This window comes from Porphyromonas sp. KLE 1280, assembly GCF_000700805.1.
GTDB lineage: Bacteria > Bacteroidota > Bacteroidia > Bacteroidales > Porphyromonadaceae > Porphyromonas > Porphyromonas pasteri.
This window is the reverse complement of sequence record NZ_KL362963.1, coordinates 381,381-403,144: the sequence shown is the minus strand read 5'-3', so window position 1 is coordinate 403,144 and position 21,764 is coordinate 381,381. Positions and strand designations below refer to the sequence as shown.

General features: G+C 57.2%; 19 protein-coding genes, 3 tRNA genes and 1 rRNA gene. 12 read left to right on the top strand and 11 right to left on the bottom strand.

Annotation, left to right across the window (positions count from 1 at the left end; genetic code table 11):
• A 16S ribosomal RNA gene (locus tag HMPREF1121_RS08750) occupies positions 1-192 on the bottom strand; the annotation flags it as partial.
• Between the two features lie 1,072 nt (positions 193-1,264).
• Here HMPREF1121_RS08750 and HMPREF1121_RS05315 point away from each other — a divergent pair.
• On the top strand, positions 1,265-2,713 hold the full coding sequence (locus HMPREF1121_RS05315) for a C69 family dipeptidase (protein WP_044115130.1): 1,449 nt from the start codon (positions 1,265-1,267) through the stop codon (positions 2,711-2,713).
• Between the two features lie 85 nt (positions 2,714-2,798).
• On the opposite strand, the gene HMPREF1121_RS05310 is transcribed toward HMPREF1121_RS05315, so the two are convergent.
• The gene (locus HMPREF1121_RS05310) at positions 2,799-3,482 is read right to left on the bottom strand and encodes a pimeloyl-ACP methyl esterase BioG family protein (protein ID WP_044115129.1); all 684 of its coding nucleotides are present in this window, start codon (positions 3,480-3,482) and stop codon (positions 2,799-2,801) included.
• Positions 3,483-3,485: 3 nt separating this feature from the next.
• The gene (locus tag HMPREF1121_RS05305) at positions 3,486-3,929 is read right to left on the bottom strand and encodes a DUF695 domain-containing protein (RefSeq protein ID WP_044115128.1); all 444 of its coding nucleotides are present in this window, start codon (positions 3,927-3,929) and stop codon (positions 3,486-3,488) included.
• 612 nt (positions 3,930-4,541) lie between these two features.
• Between HMPREF1121_RS05305 and HMPREF1121_RS05300 the strand changes: the two genes are divergently transcribed.
• The 3 genes from HMPREF1121_RS05300 to HMPREF1121_RS05290 all read left to right on the top strand — a co-directional run bounded on the left by HMPREF1121_RS05300 (position 4,542) and on the right by HMPREF1121_RS05290 (position 8,036).
• Positions 4,542-5,129: a hypothetical protein gene (locus HMPREF1121_RS05300; protein WP_156946055.1), complete on the top strand. Its 588-nt coding sequence runs from the start codon at positions 4,542-4,544 to the stop codon at positions 5,127-5,129.
• 273 nt (positions 5,130-5,402) lie between these two features.
• Positions 5,403-6,785, top strand: coding sequence for a DEAD/DEAH box helicase (locus HMPREF1121_RS05295; protein ID WP_044115126.1), 1,383 nt, complete (start codon positions 5,403-5,405; stop codon positions 6,783-6,785).
• 27 nt (positions 6,786-6,812) lie between these two features.
• A complete protein-coding gene (locus HMPREF1121_RS05290; RefSeq protein WP_044115125.1) occupies positions 6,813-8,036 on the top strand; it encodes an ROK family transcriptional regulator in 1,224 nt (407 codons plus the stop codon).
• 122 nt (positions 8,037-8,158) lie between these two features.
• On the opposite strand, the gene folE is transcribed toward HMPREF1121_RS05290, so the two are convergent.
• The 8 genes from folE to HMPREF1121_RS05250 all read right to left on the bottom strand — a co-directional run bounded on the left by folE (position 8,159) and on the right by HMPREF1121_RS05250 (position 16,391).
• Complete coding sequence (folE, locus tag HMPREF1121_RS05285; RefSeq protein ID WP_369793549.1) at positions 8,159-8,785, bottom strand: GTP cyclohydrolase I FolE; 627 nt, start codon at positions 8,783-8,785, stop codon at positions 8,159-8,161.
• Positions 8,769-9,305: an SPOR domain-containing protein gene (locus HMPREF1121_RS05280; protein ID WP_044115124.1), complete on the bottom strand. Its 537-nt coding sequence runs from the start codon at positions 9,303-9,305 to the stop codon at positions 8,769-8,771. The genes folE and HMPREF1121_RS05280 overlap by 17 nt, the downstream gene beginning before the upstream one ends.
• An 89-nt stretch (positions 9,306-9,394) precedes the next feature.
• Entirely contained in the window at positions 9,395-10,153 is a 759-nt protein-coding gene (tpiA, locus tag HMPREF1121_RS05275) for a triose-phosphate isomerase (protein WP_044115122.1), read from the bottom strand.
• 20 nt (positions 10,154-10,173) lie between these two features.
• Entirely contained in the window at positions 10,174-11,466 is a 1,293-nt protein-coding gene (locus HMPREF1121_RS05270) for a BT_3928 family protein (RefSeq protein WP_052353605.1), read from the bottom strand.
• Positions 11,463-12,020: a DUF1599 domain-containing protein gene (locus tag HMPREF1121_RS05265; protein WP_044115120.1), complete on the bottom strand. Its 558-nt coding sequence runs from the start codon at positions 12,018-12,020 to the stop codon at positions 11,463-11,465. The genes HMPREF1121_RS05270 and HMPREF1121_RS05265 overlap by 4 nt, the downstream gene beginning before the upstream one ends.
• A gap of 17 nt (positions 12,021-12,037) precedes the next feature.
• Positions 12,038-14,491 carry an endopeptidase La gene (gene lon / locus HMPREF1121_RS05260; RefSeq protein ID WP_044115118.1) on the bottom strand — a complete coding sequence of 818 codons (2,454 nt, stop codon included), beginning with the start codon at positions 14,489-14,491 and terminating at the stop codon, positions 12,038-12,040.
• Positions 14,492-14,561: 70 nt separating this feature from the next.
• Entirely contained in the window at positions 14,562-15,068 is a 507-nt protein-coding gene (locus HMPREF1121_RS05255; protein ID WP_009432599.1) for a gliding motility-associated lipoprotein GldH, read from the bottom strand.
• Positions 15,069-16,391 (bottom strand): PSP1 domain-containing protein, encoded by a 1,323-nt coding sequence (locus tag HMPREF1121_RS05250; protein ID WP_232223738.1) that lies wholly within the window; start codon positions 16,389-16,391, stop codon positions 15,069-15,071. It abuts the gene before it with no gap.
• Between the two features lie 930 nt (positions 16,392-17,321).
• Here HMPREF1121_RS05250 and HMPREF1121_RS05245 point away from each other — a divergent pair.
• From HMPREF1121_RS05245 to HMPREF1121_RS05210, 8 genes are all read left to right on the top strand, one after another.
• Positions 17,322-17,900: an outer membrane beta-barrel protein gene (locus HMPREF1121_RS05245; protein ID WP_044115117.1), complete on the top strand. Its 579-nt coding sequence runs from the start codon at positions 17,322-17,324 to the stop codon at positions 17,898-17,900.
• Between the two features lie 221 nt (positions 17,901-18,121).
• On the top strand, positions 18,122-18,700 hold the full coding sequence (locus HMPREF1121_RS05240) for an outer membrane beta-barrel protein (RefSeq protein ID WP_044115116.1): 579 nt from the start codon (positions 18,122-18,124) through the stop codon (positions 18,698-18,700).
• Between the two features lie 117 nt (positions 18,701-18,817).
• Entirely contained in the window at positions 18,818-19,903 is a 1,086-nt protein-coding gene (locus HMPREF1121_RS05235) for a phosphotransferase enzyme family protein (protein WP_044115114.1), read from the top strand.
• A gap of 179 nt (positions 19,904-20,082) precedes the next feature.
• Positions 20,083-20,772, top strand: a complete 690-nt coding sequence (locus HMPREF1121_RS05230; protein WP_044115113.1) for a tetratricopeptide repeat protein — start codon at positions 20,083-20,085, stop codon at positions 20,770-20,772.
• 18 nt (positions 20,773-20,790) lie between these two features.
• Positions 20,791-21,291, top strand: a complete 501-nt coding sequence (gene ribH / locus HMPREF1121_RS05225; protein ID WP_044115112.1) for a 6,7-dimethyl-8-ribityllumazine synthase — start codon at positions 20,791-20,793, stop codon at positions 21,289-21,291.
• A 31-nt stretch (positions 21,292-21,322) separates the two neighbouring features.
• Positions 21,323-21,405: transfer RNA gene (locus HMPREF1121_RS05220), tRNA-Tyr, on the top strand.
• Positions 21,406-21,426: 21 nt separating this feature from the next.
• A tRNA-Gly gene (locus tag HMPREF1121_RS05215) sits at positions 21,427-21,499 on the top strand.
• A 144-nt stretch (positions 21,500-21,643) separates the two neighbouring features.
• Positions 21,644-21,714: transfer RNA gene (locus HMPREF1121_RS05210), tRNA-Cys, on the top strand.
• The last annotated feature ends 50 nt before the right edge of the window (positions 21,715-21,764 follow it).

The following is a 21,764-nucleotide window of genomic DNA, read 5'->3' as shown; positions in this document are numbered from 1 at the left end:
ATAGAGCGTACGCGGTATTAGTCCGTCTTTCGACGGGTTATCCCCCTCTGTGAGGCAAGTTGCATACGCGTTACGCACCCGTGCGCCGGTCGCCATCAGTCTTAGCAAGCTAAGACCATGCTGCCCCTCGACTTGCATGTGTTAAGCCTATCGCTAGCGTTCATCCTGAGCCAGGATCAAACTCTTCATTGTCAATATTTTTATTGTACTTTGTTCTGTTTGTCTTGCTCCGAAATGACTCTTGCTTCAGATTTATTAGTGTATCTCTACCTAAGTAAAGGTCGTAATTGACGGTTAGGTCTTCATTTCCCTAAACGTTTGTTACTACACTTCTGTTTGTCAATATCAATTATCTCAAAGATCTCTCGAAGTCAAACTACCCGCGTCACCGCTAGGCCGTTCGTTTCTTTTGCGAGTGCAAAGGTAGAAAAAATCACCCAAACTTCCAAATACACACGTAAATTCATACGACGACAAGGCGCTTGCACGATTGATTCGCGCGCGTACATTATAATAGGATAACCTGGAAGGGGTGAGATATTTCTTCACCCCAACACACCTCACCCCACACTTAAACGGAGGATGGAGCATACACGGCGAGGTCTTCATCCGCCGATCTCTATGAATGAGACTGTTGCCGCGAGTCCTGTCCTCTATTTAGAGTGCTAAGGCATCGCACGCCCAGCTCCCCGATATGCCTCTCCGAAGTGATCAGGCAAACCCTTCGCCTTATCGCGCGTATTCCTCTTTTATCCAGCGGAGGAAAAAGCATCGTTCGCGTGAAGGGAAAAGCGCCTTCACGTAGTGCTTTTCCTCTGTCTATGTACGTAGTCTTAAAGACCAGGCACGTAAATCCAAATATCCACGTACGTAGATATTAGAGCCACGTACGTAGCCCAAACTTATTTGCCACTCGTCCGCAACTTTTATCCCTACGCGGAGCAACAACCTAAATATAGGTCACTTCACAAAAGCTATATAGCTTTCTTCGCCATCCTATATAGGTCGTCATCGCGACCTATATAGCTTCGTTGTCGGACCAATATAGGTCAACCCGACGACCAATATAGGTTCACACCACCCCCTCATAGTAGATGCACCCGCCTTTCGGAGATCTCCGCACACCCTCTTCTCCACGAAAAGTCCCCACAGAGAAGCAAATACCTATCGGTAGGTATTGCACTGTCAGTCAAAAAGTCGTAACATTGCAGTACCATTTGACAACGCAAGTTGCCCGCTGTTCCTAACCGAAAAACAAAGAGTCATGAGACAGAAGACCCAACCACAGCAGCTACACACGGACTACCCATCCGAATGTACCACCATCATCGTCGGACGCCAGCACACCTCCGACGGCTCTATGATCGTCGCACGTAGCGAGGACTGGAACGCCGTCCTGGCGAAGAACCTTGAGATCTACGAAGACACCGACCATGGTCCCGAGCGCTTCGTCGCTCTCGACAGCCCCTTCCGCTGCGACCTCCCCAAGCGCGCTCTTGGCTACTCCGCCCTTGCCCCCTACCATCTCCACGGTCACTGGGGAAGCGCTGGCTTCAACAGCGTCGGCGTCGGTATGAGTGCTACCGAAAGTATCTTCAGTAGCGACCGCGCCCTCGAAGCCGACCCCCTCGTACCCGACGGCGTCGCTGAGAACTCCGTCTTCAACATCGTCCTGCCCTACATCCACTCAGCTCGCGAAGGTATCGAACGCCTTGGCTCGCTCATCGAGATGCACGGAGTGGCCGAAGGCTTCGGCGTCGGCTTCGTCGACAGCCACGAGATCTGGTACCTTGAGACCGCCTCGGGACACCGCTGGCTCGCTACCCGCATCCCCGAAGATCAGTACTTCGTCACGGGGAACCAGAGCCGCTTCCGCAAGTACGACCCCAAGGATCACGCGAACTATCTGGCTTCGGATGACCTCATTGAGTTCGCCATCCAGCACGGCTTGTACGATCCCGCCCGTGGTGAGTTCGACTTCCACGAGGCTTACATCCGTGATGTCAAGCTCGACACGACCTACAACTATCCCCGCGTATGGGGTCTGCAGGCACAGCTGAGCCCATCGATCAAGAACGATGTGACGAAGAACACCTTCCCCGTCTTCGCTCAAGCTGCCGAGCCCATCTCCATCAGCCGCCTCAGACAGCTCTTCCGCTTCCACTACGACGGCACGGACCACGACCCCTACCTCCATCAGAACCCCAAGGAGGTTTATCGCCCCGTCTCCATCTTCCGCACCACGCAGACGCACCTCCTGCAGGTACGCCCCGAGCTTCCTCAGGCCATCGGGTGCGTCAACTATGTGGCGCTTGGGATGGCTGACCTCAGCGTCTTCCTCCCCCTCTACGAAGGCATCCGCTCTTACCCCAAGGCCTACACGAAGGGGACGAACGAGTCTTCGCACGAGTCCGCCTACTGGAAGTTCCGCAAGGTCCAGGCCCTCGGCATGGTCGACTACAACCGCTATGCCCCCATCATCAAGAAGGTCTACGCCGACTTCGAAGCCGAGACGGACCAGCGTCAGCGCGAGATGGAAGAGCAGTATCTGGCTATCTACCAGACGCAGCCCCTGCATGCGCGCGACCTCCTGCAAGCCTTCTCCGACCACGTCCTTCGCTCAGCCCTTGAGGTCACTGACCAGCTCATCGAGACGCTCTTCACGCACCTGACGATCGACATCCAGGCCGAATACGAGTTCCACGGCGCTTAGTAGCTGAGGCACGATAAGCGATGAGCCGCCCTCTGCCAGCAGTGCAGAGGGCGGCTCATGCCGTTTATAGGATAAAGGAATTGGGCTACCAGAGCTCCTCCCAGCGGCGGAAGTGGCCGAGGAGGTAGTGCGGCGTCTTGGGGAGGTGCGTGAAAGGCACGCCCTGGATGCGCCAGTAGTTCTCTTGGTTCGTCGGGGGGACGACGCGGTCATCTTCGCCGATGAAGGCTTTGCTCCACAGGCCAAAGGCTGCGGGCTTAGGCAGTGGGCGGGGCTGATCGCGGTCGACGGTGAAGGGGCGGACGAACTCATCATAGAGCGCCTTCGTGGAGCGCTGGCGCACCTCCTCATAGAGGTGGCGGTAGGTCTTACCGCCAAGCATATGCCGGTCGAAGCGCTCACGATTCTCCTCCGTCAGCCCCTCGAGGGTCTTATGGAAGAAGGCTTCGGGGATACCCACAGCGTCATCGACTTGGTAGCCCGTCCCAGCAAGCGCCGTACCCGAGACGACACGACTGCGAAGCTCCTCGTGCTTAGCGAAGAAGCGGTCGGCTGCCCAGATACCCATCGACCAAGCGACGAGGCGGATCTCACGATAGGGCGAGAAGTCGAAGTCCAGCGCATCGGTGCGGTAGTCCCAGAGAAGTAGGAGATCCTGCCCCTCGGGGAGGCCGAGGTGCTCTACGGCGATGGGGCTGAGTGCCCAGCCATTGAAGTAGAGGACGAGGCGATCGGTAGGCTCCGAAGCGGGGCGGAAGAGCTGCTCCATCGCTTAGTCTTCGTCTGAGTCGTCGGTCTCAAGCGCCAGCATCTCGTGGTAGTCGCTCCAGTCGGGGTCCTCTTCGCAGTGGATCTCAAGCGGGAGCGTGGGATAAGGTGCGAGGCATTCATTCAGACGTTCGCCGAAGGAAGGGAGATGGCGCGTGTAGAAGGTCCAGTCCTTCTGCCCACCGCCGGTATAGTTCCCCGTGAGGATGGCGAGCTTATCCTTCTCCATAATGCGGCGGAGCTTGGGCTCGATGTCCTCGATGAGGCGTGCAGTCTCTTCGTCGGGCATCCCATCGGGCTCGGCGGTGTAAGGCCACGCTATATCCACGCGCACACGGAGCTTGCCGCTCTCGAAGAACTGAGTGAGGCCCTTGCGGACGGTCAGGAGGACGATCTCCCCACCCTCGGTATGGCTCACGCTGGTGAACCAGTCATCGGTAAGTATCATATATATATGTAAGTCGTTTCTTCCCCCAAAGGTACGCAATCTCCGCCCCTTAGCCTCCCCAGCCGCCATCATCCCACAACGCCCCTCTCTTCATCACCAAAGCTCCTCCCCGATATGCCCCTCCGAAGTGATACGCAAGCCCTTCGCCTTATCGCAAGTATTCCTCTTATCCAGCGGAGGGAAAAGCATCGTTCTCGTGAAGAAAAAAGCGCCTTCCCGTAGTGGTTTTCCTCTGTCTATGTACGTAGTCTTAAAGACCAGGCACGTAAACCCAAATATCCACGTACGTAGATATTAGAGCCACGTACGTAGTCCAAACTTTTCTACCACTCATCCGCAACTTTTATCCCTACGCGGAGCAACAACCTAATAGAGGTCACGTCACAAAAGCTATACAGCTTTCTTCGCCATACTATATAGCTCTACACGACACACCTATTCCACGGCCATTATTTTGTACATTCGTAGCGGAATACCACATCGGTATATGCTGCTGAGAGTGGTATGATCTTCATCCGACGGGCTCGATACTATGAAGAGCGAGCACGAACGTCATCACCTTCTTAGATAGCCCAGCTGACATTAAATTTTCTTCCTCTTATGCATCGGACAGTGAAGCGAATACTCTGTGGCATTGGGGTAGCACTTGCCATCCTCGTCATCGCAGCAGGCGGCCTCTATCTCACGGGGTACCTCCAAGTCTACGGGCTCACATCAGGCTACCAGTACTTAGACCGCGAAGAGCGCGCAAGGATCGTCTTCTCAAGGAATAAGCTTCGCGCTCTCGACGAGACCCTTGATAGGGTACATCGAGAGGGAAAGATCCTCTGCGTCAATGGTGCCGAGCTCCGAGCTGCACTCGCCTCCAAGCCCAAGGCCTTGGTCTACCTCTTTACCAACGGCTGCACCTCAAGCGCGTGTCTTCCCCTGAGTACCATAGGGGCGTATGCGCATAAGATCGGTGCAGAGCCCTACTATGTAGCTATTGACCTCACGCCTGGACTTCTGAAGCGCACCGAGCCTATTCTAAGTATCGACTACACGCACTACGGGACGAAGTGGCACGACAGCTTCTACGAAGCCTTCGTCAAGGATCTCACGGGGCGCTCGACCGACGAGGAGCACTTCAACTTAGTTCTCTTCGAGAAGGGGCGCATAGTGAGCATCTTTACTACGGAGAAGCTACTCCAGCAACCATAGCTCACTGCTGCTATAAGAGCGGCAAAGGAGGCTTCAACGAAGGAGCTATCGCGGGGTACCTCAATGGGGTGCCCCGCGACGCTTCTATAGGGATAAGGGCCGATCCTTACCCCACATAGAGCGCCCCAATGGCGCTGGCAGAGGGAAGGCACAGCGAAGGACTTTTAGAAATACGGGGCTTTTTCGGGATAATATTTTAGGATAGGGCGTAGACTTATTAAGATATTGGGGGAAAAGCTATATATTTGCTTCTAACTCAACATAGCAGCATCAATGTATTTCGACGAACTAGATCTTGAGGACGAAGTGCTGGATGGGCTCGAAGCGATGAACTTCTTCGAGACCACACCCGTGCAAGAGGCCACCATCCCCCTTCTCCTCGAACGCCGCGACATGATCGCTTGTGCCCAGACGGGTACAGGGAAGACCGCGGCTTATCTCCTGCCCATCATCAACCGACTGAGCCGTGGCGAGGGCGACCCTAAGAAGGTCAATGCCGTCATCATGGCTCCGACCCGTGAGCTCGCCATCCAGATCGAGCAGCAGGTCGAGGGCTTCGCCTACTTCCTCCCCGTCTCCTCAGTAGCTATCTACGGCGGTACGGACGGGATCGCCTGGGAGCAGCAGCGCCGCGGTATGGCTCTCGGGGCGGAGATCGTCATCGCCACACCAGGGCGTCTCCTGGCCCTGATGAACCTCCAGCAGGCAGACCTCTCGGGTGTCTCGTACTTCGTACTCGACGAGGCTGACCGCATGCTCGACATGGGCTTCCAGGAGGACATCATGCAGATCAACAGTGCGCTGCCGAAGGACTGTCAGCGCGTGATGTTCTCGGCGACGATGCCACCGAAGATCAAGAAGTTCGCCCGCACCATCCTGCACAATCCCGCCGAGGTCGAGCTGGCGATCTCCCGCCCGCCCGAGAGCATCGTGCAGTCCGCCTATGTCTGCTATGAGCGCCAGAAGCTGCCCATCCTGACGCAGCTCTTCCGCGAAACACCCCCTACACGCACGATCATCTTCTCCAGCTCCAAGCTCAAGGTCAAGGAGCTCACCGCAGCCCTCTCTCGTCTCAATATCCGCGTCGAGCAGATGCACTCCGACCTGACACAGGAGAAGCGCGAAGAGGTCATGAAGAACTTTAAGTCGGGCAATATCGATCTGCTCGTCGCCACCGACGTCGTGGCGCGCGGTATCGATATCGACAACATCCGCATGGTGATCAACTATGACATCCCCCACGACCCCGAGGACTATGTACACCGCATCGGTCGTACTGCCCGTGGTGGCAACGATGAGGGACTGGCGATCACCTTCGTCAGCGAGAAGGAACAGCCTGGCTTCGGACGCATTGAAGACTTCCTCGAAAAGGAAATCTATAAGATCCCAGTAGATGAGGCCTTCGGCCCCACACCCGCCTACGACCCCAGCCGTCGCCCCGAGCGCGGAGGCCGTGGTGGCTCTTCTCCCCGCGGGGGACAAGGCAACAAGGGCGGTGGTCGCGGACGTGGCCGCAGCTCCCAGCAGGGCCAGCGCCCCGAAGGCAAGACCGACGCCCACAAGGGCGAAGGCGCAGCCCAGGGTGCACGCAAGAAGAAGCGCCCCAACAACCGCCGCAAGTCTCAGGGATCTACGCCACCTAAAGGCGAAGCCTAAATAGCCCACCTCAGTACCAGACTCCACATGACACCCAAACTACTTGACGACCTCAGCCAGGAGACCAAGAAGGGGCTGCACAAGCTCCGTGTGATCAATTACCTGCTGCGCAACAAGACGGCCACGATGACGGACATAGCCAAGGAGCTATACGTCAGCGTCCCCACAGCTTCTAAGATCCTCCAAGACCTCCAAGACGGAGGCTGCATCCAGAGCCAAGGTAAGCTGGAGATCGGCGTCGGGCGCTTCCCCCTACTCTTCGGGCTCAACCCCGACGGGGGCTACTTCATCGGCGTAGACATCAAGCGCTCGGGCATGCACATCGGTCTGATCAACCTGCAGAGCGAGTTGATCTGTGCTGACTACGACCTGCCCTACACGCTCGAGAATACCCCCGAGGCCCTCGAGACGATCTGCCGTGAGATCCGTGGCTTCATCACGCGCCACGGCATCCAGCCCAAGGAGATCCTGAACATCAACGTCAACCTCCCTGGGCGTATCAACCCTGTCACAGGGCACAGCTATAGTCTCTTCAACTTCTTCGGCGACCGTCCCCTCTCCGAGATCCTCAGTAGTAAGCTCGCCCTGCGCGTCTCGATCGACAACGACACGCGCGGCATGGCCTTCGGGGAATTCACTGCGGGCTGCACCAAGGATATGGAGGTCAACTCCGTACTCTACGTGAATATCAGCTGGGGTCTCGGTCTCGGTATCATCCAGGACAAGCAGATCTACTTCGGTAAGTCGGGCTTCTCAGGGGAATTCGGCCATATATCAGTCTTCGACAACCAGATCCTCTGCCACTGCGGTAAGAAGGGTTGCCTCGAGACCGAGGTCAGCGGTCAGGCTATGTGCCGTAAGATCCAGGAGCGCATCCGTGCCGGAGAGAGCTCCATCCTCTCGTCCATCGTCCACTCGGGCCGTGAGCTCCGCATGTCTGACCTCATCAGCGCCTGCGCTCAGGAGGATATGCTCTGCCTGCAGGTCCTCAGCGAGCTGGGCCGTGAGCTCGGTAAGCAGGTAGCGAACCTCATCAACGTCTTCAACCCCGAGCTCGTCATCATCGGTGGTAGCCTGGCCGATGCCTCCGGCTACCTTACCCAGCAGGTCGAGGCCTCGGTACGTATCTATTCAATGAGCGTCGTGACGCGCGATACACAGATCCGCACGGCTACGCTCGGCGACCGCGCTGGGCTCATCGGCGCCTGCATGCTCGCTCGCTCACGCCGCTTCGCAGAGCCCAGTAAGTAAGCCTCCCTCCGCTACACACAGCTAATATAAAAGCGCTCGCCCCAGCGATCCCGTATGGATCGCTAGGGCGAGCGCTTTTAGCGTACCTATATTATATAGGAGATGCTACAGGGACTATACCTTTAGCGGCGGCTGTGCGTGATGAGCTGCATGAATTCCTCACGCGTCTTGGCCTCGCGGAAGGCACCGGTGAAGTCACTGGTCGTGGTGAAGGAATTCTGCTTCTCTACGCCACGCATCTGCATGCACATGTGCTGTGCCTCGATGACGACGATGACACCGAGGGGATTGAGTGCCTCCTGGATGCAGTCCTTGATCTGCGTCGTCAGGCGCTCCTGTACCTGCAGGCGACGAGCGAAGACGTCGACGATGCGGGGGAGCTTCGAGAGCCCCGTGATGTAGCCGTTGGGGATATAGCCGATGTGGACCTTACCGAAGAAGGGCAGCATGTGGTGCTCACAGAGCGAGTAGAAGTCGATATCCTTGACGATAACCATCTGGCGATACTCCTCACGGAACATCGCCGAGCGGAGGATCTCCTTCGGGTCTTTGTGCGCACCAGAGGTGAGGAAGCGCATAGCCTTAGCGACACGCTCGGGTGTCTTCACCAGGCCCTCACGCTCGGGATCTTCGCCCAGCAGGCGAAGGATCTCATGGTAGTGGTGGCGCAGAGCGGCTTCGGTAGCCTCTTCGCTCTCAGGGACGAAGGTCAGGGTCGACGGATCGGGGAGGCTATTCTTCTGAGGCATGGGGTTCGGTGTAGTTGAGGATGCGGACCTTCTCACGGACTACATAGGACTCACGACCCCAAGCGGGCAGAGCGACCATAAGACGAGCGCGAGCCGCGCGAGCCTCTTCCTGTGAGGTGAAGTTACCGACGGTCAGGCGCCAGAAGGGGGCGCGGAAGGTGATGTAGCTACTGAGCGTGGGGGCGACGCGGCGAATAGCTTCGGCACGTGCATAAGCCTCGCTCTTAGCGTTGGGGAGGTTACTATTGAAGACCTGGACACGGTAGCCGTAGAGGATGGAGTAGTTGCCATCACGAGCCAGCACCGAGGAGCCACGGGGAGCGGGAGCGCTACCGATGACACCACGGAGGTCGGGGTCTTGGATGATCGTCACGAAGCCCTCACCGGGATTGATCTGCTCGAGGGCTTCGAGGATATTGCGTGGTCTTAGCTTCTCAGGTGCGGTCTGCGCCGAGAGAGTCGCGGCGAAGGTAAGGCACGTGACGAGGAGCGCAAGCGTGAGCTGAATGCGTCTGAGCATAGGAGTTTCGCTGAGGGGTTGGGGAGCGTGTGAGGAAAGGAGTTAGCCACCCCCTCGCGGGGAAGGGGTGGCTAAAGAGAGAGGGAGCGTTAGTTGAACGCTTCGATGATGGGGAGGAACTTCTCTACGCTGAGTGAAGCGCCACCGATGAGGCCACCGTCGACGTCGGGCTGAGAGAAGAGTTCCTTAGCGTTAGCAGCGTTGCAGCTACCACCGTAGAGGATCGTGCAGTCTTCAGCGACCTGAGCACCGTACTTCTTAGCGATGAGGCTACGGATGTGAGCGTGGATCTCCTGAGCCTGAGCAGAGGAAGCCGTGAGGCCCGTACCGATAGCCCAGACGGGTTCGTAAGCGAGGACGACCTTACCGAAGTCTTCAGCAGAGAGCGAGAATACGGCTTCTTCGAGCTGCTGTTCTACGACGTCGAAGTGCTTGCCAGCTTCGCGCTCTTCCTTGACTTCGCCGATGCAGAAGATAGGAGCGAGGCCTTCAGCGAGAGCAAGACGTACCTTATCCGTGAGGATAGCACCATCTTCGTGGTAGTAAGCACGACGCTCAGAGTGGCCGAGGATGACGTAGCGTGCACCCGTCGAAGCGACCTGTGCAGCAGAGACTTCACCCGTGTAAGCACCTTCAGCCTTATCAGCGCAGTTCTCAGCAGCGATAGCTACGGGGCTACCTTCAGCTTCCTTAGCGATAGATGCGAGGTGGATGAAGGGGGCACCGATGATGACGTCACAGTGGAGGGACTTGCCAGCGAGGGCAGCCTTGAGTTCGCCGATGAAGGAGATCCCTTCGCTGAGGGTCTTGTTCATCTTCCAGTTACCGGCGACGATATTCTTTCTCATTGTTACTTTGATAAAGAGGATTATTTGGTTAAATGTAAACGCTTCTTGATGTGCAGATGGACGGTGAGGTGGAGCTTTCTCGCCCAAAAGCGGAGGAAGGCTAAGAGCTGCAGTGCAGCCCACGCCCAGAGGAGGTAGGTGCGCGTCGCAGAGGGGCCGTGAGGCTGCATCTGGGGCAGACTACGGAGGTAAGTACTGACGCCCTCGACAGAGGGGAAGTCAGCGTAGGCGCGCTTATCGATGATCTTACCGTCACGCAGGACGACGAGCCCTGGCTGTGAGCGAATGATGGTACGTATCGGAGTGGCATCGAGCTGGAGCATCGGATAGGAGGCTCCTGTAAGATAACGCCACTGAGCTATCTCTTCGCTCGTCGAGGCGGTGACGCCATAGAAGGGGTAGCCTAAGCGGCTGGCCTCTTCGTGGAGTTCGCTGATCTCGTCAAGCACGGCTTGGCTCGCCGTACGCCACGAGGGAGAGAGGAGAAGGAGCGTGATCCCCTCAGAGTCGAGGAGCGTCGAGACGGCAGGCTCACCCAGACTATCGATGGGATTGAAGTCGTAGCGAGGCTTGTAGCTTGCCAGGTCTGCTTCCTGGCGCGCCTCGACAAAGGTCCACGTGCTATCGGGGAGTGCCGAGGCTTCGAAAGCCTTCGTCTTGCCGTCCTTCGAGTAGATGTACTTCGTAGCACCGAGGAGCACACGCTGCAGGGAGGCTTCTTCCTTTGCGATGGCCTCACGGAGGTTCGTCCCTACGGCATAGGGGCGGAAGTCAATGTAAGGCAGGTGACGGTAGTTCTCCGCCATGAAGTAGATGATCCCGACGACAGAGAGCACGGCAGGCACCCAGCGCTCACGGCGCGAATAGAGGTGGCGCAGCGCTCGGGCATCACGCAGGACGAGGATGGAGAGCGGGAGGAGAACGACGTTCTTAAGGAAGCTCTCCAGGTGGGTCAGCTGGATCGCATCACCGAAGCAACCGCAGTCAGAGATGGGGTTCGCTATGAGCGTGTAGAGCGTCACGGCCGTCATCACCAGCATGAAGAGCACGGAGAGACGAGCGCAGAACTTGCGGTACACCCCCATAAGCAGGAAAGCCCCGAGCAGGAACTCGGAGCCACACAGCACGAAGGACAGTGCCAGCGTGATCGTCTCGGCACCCGCTGAAGCAGGGCTGAGAATCGGGGTGAGATACTGCGAGATCTTCAGCGCGGTCCCCACGGGATCGACGGCCTTCAGAAGGCCAGAGCCCACGAAGACGAGCCCCACGATGACGCGGGCTACTTCGGCGAGGGTATGACGCAGATTGATCACGCTGCGGGGAGGGTAAGCTTGATGAGGCAGAAGATGGCGTAGTTCACCATATCCATATAGTTAGCTTCGACGCCCTCCGAGACGAAGGTCTCGCCCTGCAGATCCTCGATCTGCTTGGTGCGATGGATCTTCGAGAGGATGAGGTCGGTCATAGAGGTCACCCGCATATTGCGCCACACTTCGCCGTAGTCGTGGTTCTTGGTGAGCATGAGTTGCAGGGTCTTCTCCGCACAGCGATCATAGGCCTCGAGAGCCTCCTCCACGCTCATATCTGGGCTGGAGACAGCTCCACGCTCGAGCTGGATCATGCCGATGAGCCCGTAGTTGACGATGCCGATGAACTCAGGCTCGATGCCCTCGTCGACGGCAGCATGCCCACGCATCTGGATACCACGGATGCGCTCAGCCTTGATATAGATCTGATCTGTGAGGGACTCTGGGCGTAGGATACGCCACGCCGCACCGTAGTCGTGGAGCTTCTTCGCGAAGAGCTCCCGACAGGTACGGAGGATGGTACGGCACTCCTGCTCGGTGCTATTGATACGGGCTTCCATAGAGCTACAAAGTTAGTCTACTTTGCCTTATCCACGATTTCGTCGAGCAGAGCGAAGTCGAGGACCTCGGTGATCTCGTCCACATAGTGGAAGTTCAGCCCCTCGAGATAGTGCTCGTTGATCTCAAGGATATCCTTCTCGTTCTCACGGCAGAGGATGATATCCGTGATGCCTGAGCGCTTAGCGGCAAGGATCTTCTCCTTGATGCCACCGACGGGCAGGACCTTACCACGCAGGGTGATCTCCCCGGTCATCGCCATGTGGGCACGCACACGGCGGCGGGTCATAGCGGAGACGAGTGAGGTGACCATCGTGATACCTGCGCTGGGGCCGTCCTTGGGGATAGCGCCCTCGGGTACGTGGATGTGGATCTCTTGATCCTTGAGCGTCTCGAGGTCAATACCGAGCTGGGTAGCGTGAGCACGGATGTAGCTGAGAGCAAGGGTGGCAGACTCCTTCATCACATCACCGAGGCTACCGGTGAGGATGAGCTTACCCGACTGCCCTGGCTGAAGGCTGCTTTCGACGAAGAGGATCTCCCCACCAACGCTGGTCCAAGCCAGACCGACGACGACACCAGCGTGCTCATTGCCCTGATACTTATCGCGCGAATAGACGGTCTTGCCGAGATACTCACGTACGAGCTCGGGGGTGATGGACTCGGGGAGCTGCTCCTCGGCAGCGGTAGCCCAAGCGAGCTTACGCATGACGGCAGCGATCTGCTTCGTCAGGGAGCGCACACCGCTCTCACGGGTATACTCCTCGATGATGAGGTCGAGAGCACCAGGGGCGAAGTGGATGTCCTCCACCTTGAGCCCGTGCTCCTTGGCTTCCTTGGGTACGAGGTGCTGCTCGGCGATCTTCAGCTTCTCCTCTGCGATGTAGCCCGTGACCTCGATGAGCTCCATACGGTCACGCAGGGCGGAGGGAATGGTGGAGATATTATTCGCCGTAGCGATGAAGAGGACCTTCGAGAGGTCGTAGTCGATATCGAGATAGTTATCGTGGAAGGCGGTATTCTGCTCGGGGTCGAGGACTTCCAAGAGAGCCGATGCGGGATCGCCCTTGTGGTCGTCAGCGAGCTTATCGATCTCGTCGAGGACGAAGACGGGGTTCGACGTGCCAGCCTTCTGCAGACTCTGGATGATACGGCCGCTCATTGCGCCGATATAGGTACGGCGGTGACCACGGATCTCAGCCTCGTCATGCACCCCACCGAGGGAGATACGCACATACTTACGGCCAAGGCTCTCTGCTATGCTACGCCCGAGGGAGGTCTTACCTACCCCTGGAGGGCCATAGAGGCAGAGGATGGGGGACTTCATGTCGCCCTTGAGCTTCAGTACCGCCAGGTGCTCGAGGATACGCTCCTTGACGCGGTCGAGGCCATAGTGCTCACGGTCAAGGATCTCCTTCGCCCCCTTGAGGTCGAAGTTATCCTGACTGAAGACACCCCAAGGCAGCTCGAGGATCGTGCGTAGATACTGCATCTGGATCGAGAAGTCGGGGCTCTGTGGATTGAGGCGCTCAGCCTTGCGAAGCTCCTTCTCATAGATCTCAGCGACGGCCTCGCTCCAGAGCTTTTCCTTGCCCTTCTTGCGAAGCTCTTCGATCTCGTCATCGGCGCTGGGGCCAGTGCCGAGCTCCTCCTGGATAGTACGCATCTGCTGCTGGAGGAAGTACTCACGCTGCTGCTGATCCATCTCACGGCGCGTGCGATTGAGGATCTCCTCACGCAGCGAGGACTCAGAGATCTGGTCATGCAGACGACCGAGCACATAGACAGCGCGGTCGTAGACACTATCCATCTCGAGGAGCTTCTGACGATCCTCCATACTGAGCTGAAGGAGTGAGCCTGCCAGATGAACGATATAGGCACGATTCTTCAGCCCACGGATCGTGTCGCGGAAGCCATTGGGGGCATTCGGCGCCAGACGATCCAAGAGCCCTAAGAGGCGCTCATGAATGAGCTCCACCGTCACCTTGTACTCCTCTTCCTTATCTGCTGCGGGGAGGCTATCCTCGAGCAGATGGACACGACCCATGAGATAGGGATCGTCCATGGTCAGGTGCTGGAGACTGAAGCGCTGACGACCACGAAGGATGGCAGAGAGCTCACCCGTGGGCAGCTCGACGATCTGGGAGACCTCGACGATAGTACCTACCGTGAAGAGGTCGCTGAGCTGGGGATCCTCGACATTGGCGTCACGCTGGGTGACGACACCGAAGCAGCGCTCACGTATCTCTGACTGTCGGATGACCTGCATCGACTTCCTGCGGCCCACGAGGATGGGCACCACCGTACCAGGTAAGATGGACATATTGCGTAGGGCAATGAGGGGAAACTCCTTGGCCTGCTCCTCAGGCTTTAGTGCGAAGGTCTCATCCTCCTCGTAGGTACCCAATATGGGCAGGGACAGTGCTTGCAGTTCTTCGGGTGACATTTCGTCAGATTTATTTTGTTTGCTCATTCTATGTGTAGAGGTGTGGAGGCGGTCGTCGGGGCATATTCCCCTACCGCCTATATCTAAATTACAGCTACTACTCGGCCCGTAGCTCTGCGGTGTGGAGCCCGATAGCAGCCACCCCACTGAGGGGAATGGTATCCAGCGGACGCACCTCCAGAGAGAAGAGGCCTGTGTAGGGAGCTTGCAAAGGGCGTGCCAAAGGCAGGACGAACTCGTGGTACAGCGCCCCTGGGCGCTTCCAATCTCCAGCCGTCGCAGCGAAGTCTACCTGCAGCGTGTCGCGCCGCAGGATCGTCTCATCCTGTCGGAGCCTTACCTCCATACGCGCTCGAGGGCGGTCGAGACGGCTATCCATACGCAGGACGATCTCACCAGTGAAGGTCGTCGTGCGATCGGGGAAGAGGAGGTCAAAGCTATAGGTCGTGCGGGGCTTCCACACGCCACCAGCGGGCTGCTCGAAGGCATAGTAATCCCTCGCTCCACCCGTCTCCTGCTCACACCCCACGAGGGGTAGAAGGAAGGAGAGGACGAGGAGTGCACGTCGCAGTGGACGCCCTATATATGACGAGGTAGCGCGCATCTATCCCTTGTCTTCGCCTGAGGTCTCGGGACGTGGGCGGCGGATACGCTGCTGCCCACCCTCACCTGTGGACTCCGTGCGAGGAGTGCGAGGGCTACGGAACTGCCGTACCTGTGGACGCTCTCCACCAGTACCATTATTGCTCTTACCCGCCTCATCACTGGGGCGAGCCGAGCGCTCACGGCGAGCGCCTTGGTCACCGCCACGACGGCTACCACGAGAGTCGCCACCACGGCGACCACCACGGCGCTCTCTGTCGAAGCGCGTCAGACTGTTGTCGGCAAGGATATCGCTGGAGCGGGAGGAACGACGCTCTTCGCCCGCATCGGCCTCGAGGTGCTCGGGGCGCTCGCCACGGCGGTTGAGGCTGATGACCTCAAAGGCACGCTCGGCGGAGATCGTCACCAGACGTACCGGCGCATTGCGCACCGTGCTATAGGTGACCTGACGCTGGAAGTGGTCGGTCTTGAAGTGATAGTAGCTGTCGGAGCTGGTCTCGAGGACGACCTCACGGTCGGGCAGGCTGCGCTGAGCTTCGGCATAGGCATTGACCTCGAAGTTCATACAGCACTTGATCTTCCCACACTGCCCCGTGAGCTTCTGCGGATTCATCGTGATATCCTGTACACGGGCAGCCCCCGTACTCACCGAGGAGAAGGTCGTCATCCACGAGGAGCAGCAGAGCTGGCGACCACAGGGGCCGATACCCCCGATGCGACCTGCCTCTTGGCGAGCACCGATCTGCTTCATCTCGATGCGCACGTGGAAGGTATCTGCGAGCACACGGATGAGCTGGCGGAAGTCCACACGTCCGTCAGCGATGTAGTAGAAGATCGCCTTGTTGCCATCGCCCTGATATTCGACGTCCCCGATCTTCATGTCGAGGCCCAGCGAAGAGGCGATCTGTCGAGCCTGGATCATCGTCGGCTCTTCACGGCGCTTGGCTTCCTCCCAGCGCTCGAGGTCACCCGGGCGGGCGACGCGGTAGACGTGGAGGAACTCGCCCTTGTCAGGGCGGTAGCGATGGTTCCTCATCGCCAACTCGGCGAGCTTACCAGTGAGGGTCACCTCGCCGATGTCGTGGCCCGTCGTCGATTCGACGGCGACGATATCGCCTTTATAGAGGTCGATTCGCTCCGTATTGAGATAGTAGCCCTTACGGGTATTCTTGAATTGCACTTCGACCAAGTCGGAGCTCTGCAGTGACTCGGGGATATCGTTCAGCCAGTCATAGGTGCTCATCTGGTTCCTATCACAGCCTTCACAGCCTCCGGGGGTCATCGCACAGCAGCCGAGATTGGCCGTTGTGGTCTTATAGTCCATTGATTATCGTTTCGCTTGTGGGGGAGCAAGGCCGCGCATCGGCGTCTACTCACCCATATATATAATGTATCGGAGACACTCCGAGAGGCGAAGGACTCGCCGGCGGAGGGTTCCTACGGAAAGGTGGTGCTTTATGGGTGGAGGAAGTCACTCTGCAGCCCGACAATAGGACTCACAGAAAGGGGCTTCTCTATCATCGAAGCCCAAGCTAACCACCTCCACGGATGTATAAGCACCCAAACAAAGGTACTCAAATTCTGCCCTTCGCCCCCTTTCCTACCAGCGCACGGCTCCCATATCGAGGCATAAGCGACTGATCGTCAATGTAGCTCCCCGATATACCTCTCCGAAGAGATACACAAGCCCTTCGCCTTATCGCGAGTATTCTTCTTATGCAGAGGAGGGAAAAGCATCGTTCTCGTGAAGGAAAAAGCGCCTTCGCATAGTGGTTTTCCTCTATCTTTGTACGTAGTCTTAAAGACCAGGCACGCAAATCCAAATATCCACGTACGTAGATATTAGAGCCACGTACGTAGTCCAAACTTATCTGCCACTCGTCCACAACTTTTATCCCTACGCAGAGCAACTACTTAAATAGAGGGCACTTCACAACGCTATATAGGAATCAGCTCAAAGCTATATAGCATTCTTCGCCATCCTATATAGCTCTACCCACGCACCCATATAGGTTGACTCAGCGACCTATATAGGTTCACACCTCTCCCCTCCCAAAGACACTCCTCCCAGAGGGCGCAAGTACCTCACCTCCCTCCCTTGATTATCCCAGCCGTCCTATACGATAGGATGACGCAAAGACGTTCTATCCGAGGCTGAATAGTTGAAGAATATTTGCACATTCGTTAAATACCTCTAACTTTACAGCTTGATTTCGGCCTGTTGCCGGGGTCCATAACATAGAAAGAAACGAATATGAAGAAGCTATTTTTCGCCGCCTTCGCTCTCGTTGCAGGCGTGCTCTCTGCTCAGGCTCAGACGGCCATCAATCCTCGTATCGAAGTAGGTGCTAACTTCGCTCGCGGTATCAGCAAGGTAGGTAGCGTCACCGCTGACTCTAAGGTCCGCACGGGCTTCCGCGCCAGCGTTGCTGCCGAAATCGAACTCGCTGCTGGCGTCTACCTCGCTCCTGGGGTGACGTTCCGTCAGGAAGGCTACAAGTTCGGCAATGGTAACGGCTATGGCCTCAACTACATCAGCGTACCCGTTGACCTCGGTATCCGCGTAGGTCTCGGCGACAACCTCGCTGTATCTGTAGAAGCTGGTCCTTCGTTCGCCTACGGTCTCTCTACCACGGGTAACGTCGATGCCTTCAAGGCTGGTGCTTACAAGCACTTCGACATGGGTCTGAACGCTTCTGCTGCTATCGAATACAGCAAGGTTTACCTCCGTCTCGGTACCGATATCGGTCTGGTCAACACTCTCAAGAACCCCGTTGCTAACACCAGCTACAAGAACTCTTCGTTCTTCGCTGGCATAGGTTACCGCTTCTAAGAGCGAGCCATCCGCTAAAGGCACCGGTCACAAAGACCTCGCCTAAATACACCTATCCCCACGTCAGTCCGCTGGCGTGGGGATAGGCTTTTTGTGGGGATAGGCTTTTTTCTGTACCTTCGCATATACGCGACATGAAGCACATTCATCTCTAATCCTACGGCTCCACTATACTCTGTCGCTGTAGTGCCGTAATTCACCACACAAATAGAATAACAAATATGAAGAAGCTATTTTTCGCCGCCTTCGCTCTCGTCGCAGGCGTCCTCTCCGCTCAAGCTCAGACTGAAATCCATCCCCGCATCGAAGTAGGCGCTAACTTCGCAAGTGGCGTCAATAAGGTAGTAGGCGTCACCCCCGAATCTAAGGTCCGCTTGGGCTTCCGCGCTGGCCTTGCTGCCGAAGTCGGGCTCGCCTCGGGTGTCTACCTCGCTCCTGGGGTGACGTTCCGCCAGGAAGGCTTCAAGTACATCTCTGAAGATGGCTACGGTCTCAACTACATCAGCGTACCCGTTGACCTCGGTATCCGCGTACCTTTCAGCGAGAACTTCGCGGTATCTGTCGAAGCTGGCCCCTACTTCGCCTACGGTCTCTCTACCACGAGCAAGATCGATGCCTTCAAGGCAGGTGTCTACAAGCGCTTCGATATGGGCCTGAACGCCTCTGCCGCTCTTGAGTTCAGCAAGGTCTACCTCCGTGTCGGTACCGACATCGGTATGGTCAATGCCCTCAAGAACAACATCGCCAACACCAGCTATAAGAACGCTTCGTTCTTCGCTGGCGTAGGCCTCCGCTTCTAAGAGCAAGCCATCCGCTAAAGGCACCGGTCGCTGAGACCTCGCCTAAATACGCCTATCCCCACGTCAGTCCACTGGCGCGGGGATAGGCTTTTTGTATATCTTTGTCTTTACCTACAAATGAATCATCCTAATATGGAGCATATTATCAGCAAGTTCATCTCCACTGCTAAGATCGGGGAGATGAAGCCTTTTGGCAATGGCCATATCAACGACACCTACGTAGTCTCTGACCGTGAAGGGACACCACGCTGGATCCTGCAGCGTGTGAACCACCTCGTCTTCCCCCGCATCGAAGTCCTGCAGCGCAATGTCGCCATCGTATCTGACACGATGCGCGAGCGCCTCGAAGCCGAAGGTGACCCCGAAGCAGAGCGTAAGTACCTCTACTTCTTCCCCAACCTCGAGGAACCCGAGAAGAACTACTACCATGATGGGGAGAACTACTGGCGTGTCTGCCGCTTCATCCCCGAGAGCATGAGCATGAGCGAGCTCACCCCCAAGGCCGCCCGCTACGCTGGTGCCGCCTTCGGTCAGTTCGAAGAAATCCTCTCCGTCATCCCCGAGGGTCGTCTTGGTGAGACTATTGAGAACTTCCACAGCATGCCCTTCCGCCTGCAGCAGCTCCGCGACGCTGTCGCTCAGGATGCTGCTGGCCGTGTCGCCGAAGTGCAGGATATCCTCGCCGAGATCGACCGCCGTGCTGACTCGATGCTCCTCCAGGAGAAGCTCTACGCTGAGGGCAAGCTCCCCAAGCGCACCATCCACTGCGACACCAAGGTCGACAACGTCCTCTTCGATAAGTCGGGTGCTGTACTCTGCGTCGTCGACTGGGATACCGTCATGCCTGGCTTCATCCTCAGCGACGTGGGTGACTTCATCCGCACAGGCGTGAACTTCGCTCCGGAAGATGAAGCAGACCTCTCGAAGATCGGCGTGAACATGGAGATCTACAAGGCCTTCGTCGAGGGCTATCTCTCCTCCGCGGGTAAGTTCCTCACCCCCACCGAGCGTAGCCTCATCGCCTACGGTGGTCGCCTGATGACCTACATGCAGACGGTACGCTTCCTCGTCGACTACCTCAACGGAGACACCTACTTCAAGATCCACTCTCCCAAGCACAACCTCCAGCGCACGCGCGCTCAGCTCCGCTACCTCGAGTGCCTCGAGGAGAAGGCTGCCGAGATGGAGGCCCTGCTGAAGTAAGCCGCCCCTATATATTATAGTAAGCCGCCCCTATATATTATAATGTATAGAGCCACCCAGAGCCCCGCACTCCCAGCGAGCTGCAGGGCTCTGGGTGGGGCGTGTCAGGTTGCATGAAAAGTCGTATCTTTGCCCCACTGATATAGCGGAATAACCAACAACAAATAAGATAAATACGTATGTCACATCACGAGCTCCCAGAGCACGACGCCCTCGACACCATCGATGAGAAGGTACTGAAGGGTGAACTCTTCTTCGAGCGCCACGGCAAGAAGATCATCATCGCAGTAGCGGCTGTCGTCATCGTCGCTCTCGGCATCTTCGCTTACCACCGCTTCGTCCAAGTCCCTAAGGCTGAGAAGGCTACCGCACAGATGTTCGTAGCAGAAGACAGCTTCATCGCTGGGCAGGACAGCCTCGCCCTCAAGGGTCAGGGTGCTGGTGCGCCAGGCTTCGAAGCTATCGCCAAGAACTTCTCCGGTACAGACGCAGCGAACCTCGCTCACGCCTATAGCGGTATCTGCCTCTATGACCAGGGTAAGTATCAGGAAGCATTGGCTGAGCTGAAGAAGTTCTCCGCTGATGAAGCCGTCGTCGCTCCCTCGGTACAGCGCATGATCGGTGACTGCCTCGTACAGCTCGGCAAGCTCGAAGAAGCTGTCAAGAGCTACGAAGCCGCTGCTAAGGCTGCTTCCAGCGAAGCGATCTCTCCCAGCTGTCTCATCAAGGCTGGTCACGTCTACGAGAAGCTCGGCAAGTACGACAAGGCTATCGCCCTCTACAACGAGGTCAAGACGAAGTACTACACCGCCCCCGAAGCTGAGACAGTAGAGGCTGACCTCCTGCGTGCTCAGGCTCAGGGCAAGTAGTCCGCTCGCACATAGACCATGTCTACGATAGACCATATCCAATCCCTCCACTACAGCCCCGTCCCCTCTGGGGAAGGGCTGCACATCGGCATCGCTGTAGCGGAGTGGAACAACAACATCACTGAACCCCTGCTCGAGGGCGCTCTCGAAGTGCTCCGCAAGCAAGAGGTGAAGAAGATCACGGTCTTCCGTGTACCAGGGGCCTTTGAGCTCGTCAATGCTTCCGCTCGCTTGCTGAACGACGGTGTGGATGCCGTCATCGCTATCGGCTGTGTCGTCCGTGGGGACACCCCTCACTTCGACTACATCTGTCAGGGTGTGACCTTCGGCATATCCCAGCTGAACATGACTATCACTGGCTTCCGCACGACTCCTGCACCCGTCATCTTCGGCGTCCTGACGACCGAAACGATGGAGCAAGCTGAGGAGCGAGCAGGCGGTCGCTTGGGCAACAAGGGAGCCGAGGCTGCAGAGACGGCACTGAAGATGTGCCGTCCCATTTGCACAGTTCAGAAATAGTTTGTACCTTTGCACTGCAAAGAACAGGTAAGGGCAGTTACCAGAGTGGCCAAATGGGGCTGACTGTAACTCAGCTGGCTTACGCCTTCGGTGGTTCGAATCCATCACTGCCCACTCCTTTCCGTCATCAGGAATGCGGAAGTAGCTCAGTTGATAGAGCATTAGCCTTCCAAGCTAAGGGTCGCGGGTTTGAGCCCCGTCTTCCGCTCTACGCTGACTAAGCAAGCTATAAGATGCGCGTCTCTCTGAGATGCGCATCTTGCTTTTTATACCACCCCGAGCACAGGACTCGGCGCCACAGGCTTGTGTATGTGGGAGGAATTTAGTTACTTTGCAAGCGCAAACCACACAGGGTTCCTTGGCCGAGTGGTTAGGCACCGGTCTGCAAAACCGTTTACGGCGGTTCGATTCCGCCAGGAACCTCAGAAGTAGAGCTCCGCTATCCGACAGGATGGCGGAGCTCTCTGCTTTTA

Bases quoted from the DNA above. Each gene is read 5' to 3' on its own strand.
- HMPREF1121_RS05255 (WP_009432599.1), bottom strand. From the start codon at position 15,068: ATGCGCGCTACCTCGTCATATATAGGGCGTCCACTGCGACGTGCACTC.
- HMPREF1121_RS05265 (WP_044115120.1), bottom strand. From the start codon at position 12,020: ATGGAAGCCCGTATCAATAGCACCGAGCAGGAGTGCCGTACCATCCTC.
- HMPREF1121_RS05305 (WP_044115128.1), bottom strand. From the start codon at position 3,929: ATGATACTTACCGATGACTGGTTCACCAGCGTGAGCCATACCGAGGGT.
- tpiA (WP_044115122.1), bottom strand. From the start codon at position 10,153: ATGAGAAAGAATATCGTCGCCGGTAACTGGAAGATGAACAAGACCCTC.
- ribH (WP_044115112.1), top strand. From the start codon at position 20,791: ATGTCTACGATAGACCATATCCAATCCCTCCACTACAGCCCCGTCCCC.
- HMPREF1121_RS05280 (WP_044115124.1), bottom strand. From the start codon at position 9,305: ATGCTCAGACGCATTCAGCTCACGCTTGCGCTCCTCGTCACGTGCCTT.
- HMPREF1121_RS05290 (WP_044115125.1), top strand. From the start codon at position 6,813: ATGACACCCAAACTACTTGACGACCTCAGCCAGGAGACCAAGAAGGGG.
- folE (WP_369793549.1), bottom strand. From the start codon at position 8,785: ATGCCTCAGAAGAATAGCCTCCCCGATCCGTCGACCCTGACCTTCGTC.
- HMPREF1121_RS05315 (WP_044115130.1), top strand. From the start codon at position 1,265: ATGAGACAGAAGACCCAACCACAGCAGCTACACACGGACTACCCATCC.
- lon (WP_044115118.1), bottom strand. From the start codon at position 14,491: ATGAGCAAACAAAATAAATCTGACGAAATGTCACCCGAAGAACTGCAA.
- HMPREF1121_RS05245 (WP_044115117.1), top strand. From the start codon at position 17,322: ATGAAGAAGCTATTTTTCGCCGCCTTCGCTCTCGTTGCAGGCGTGCTC.
- HMPREF1121_RS05230 (WP_044115113.1), top strand. From the start codon at position 20,083: ATGTCACATCACGAGCTCCCAGAGCACGACGCCCTCGACACCATCGAT.
- HMPREF1121_RS05235 (WP_044115114.1), top strand. From the start codon at position 18,818: ATGAATCATCCTAATATGGAGCATATTATCAGCAAGTTCATCTCCACT.
- HMPREF1121_RS05295 (WP_044115126.1), top strand. From the start codon at position 5,403: ATGTATTTCGACGAACTAGATCTTGAGGACGAAGTGCTGGATGGGCTC.
- HMPREF1121_RS05240 (WP_044115116.1), top strand. From the start codon at position 18,122: ATGAAGAAGCTATTTTTCGCCGCCTTCGCTCTCGTCGCAGGCGTCCTC.
- HMPREF1121_RS05310 (WP_044115129.1), bottom strand. From the start codon at position 3,482: ATGGAGCAGCTCTTCCGCCCCGCTTCGGAGCCTACCGATCGCCTCGTC.
- HMPREF1121_RS05250 (WP_232223738.1), bottom strand. From the start codon at position 16,391: ATGGACTATAAGACCACAACGGCCAATCTCGGCTGCTGTGCGATGACC.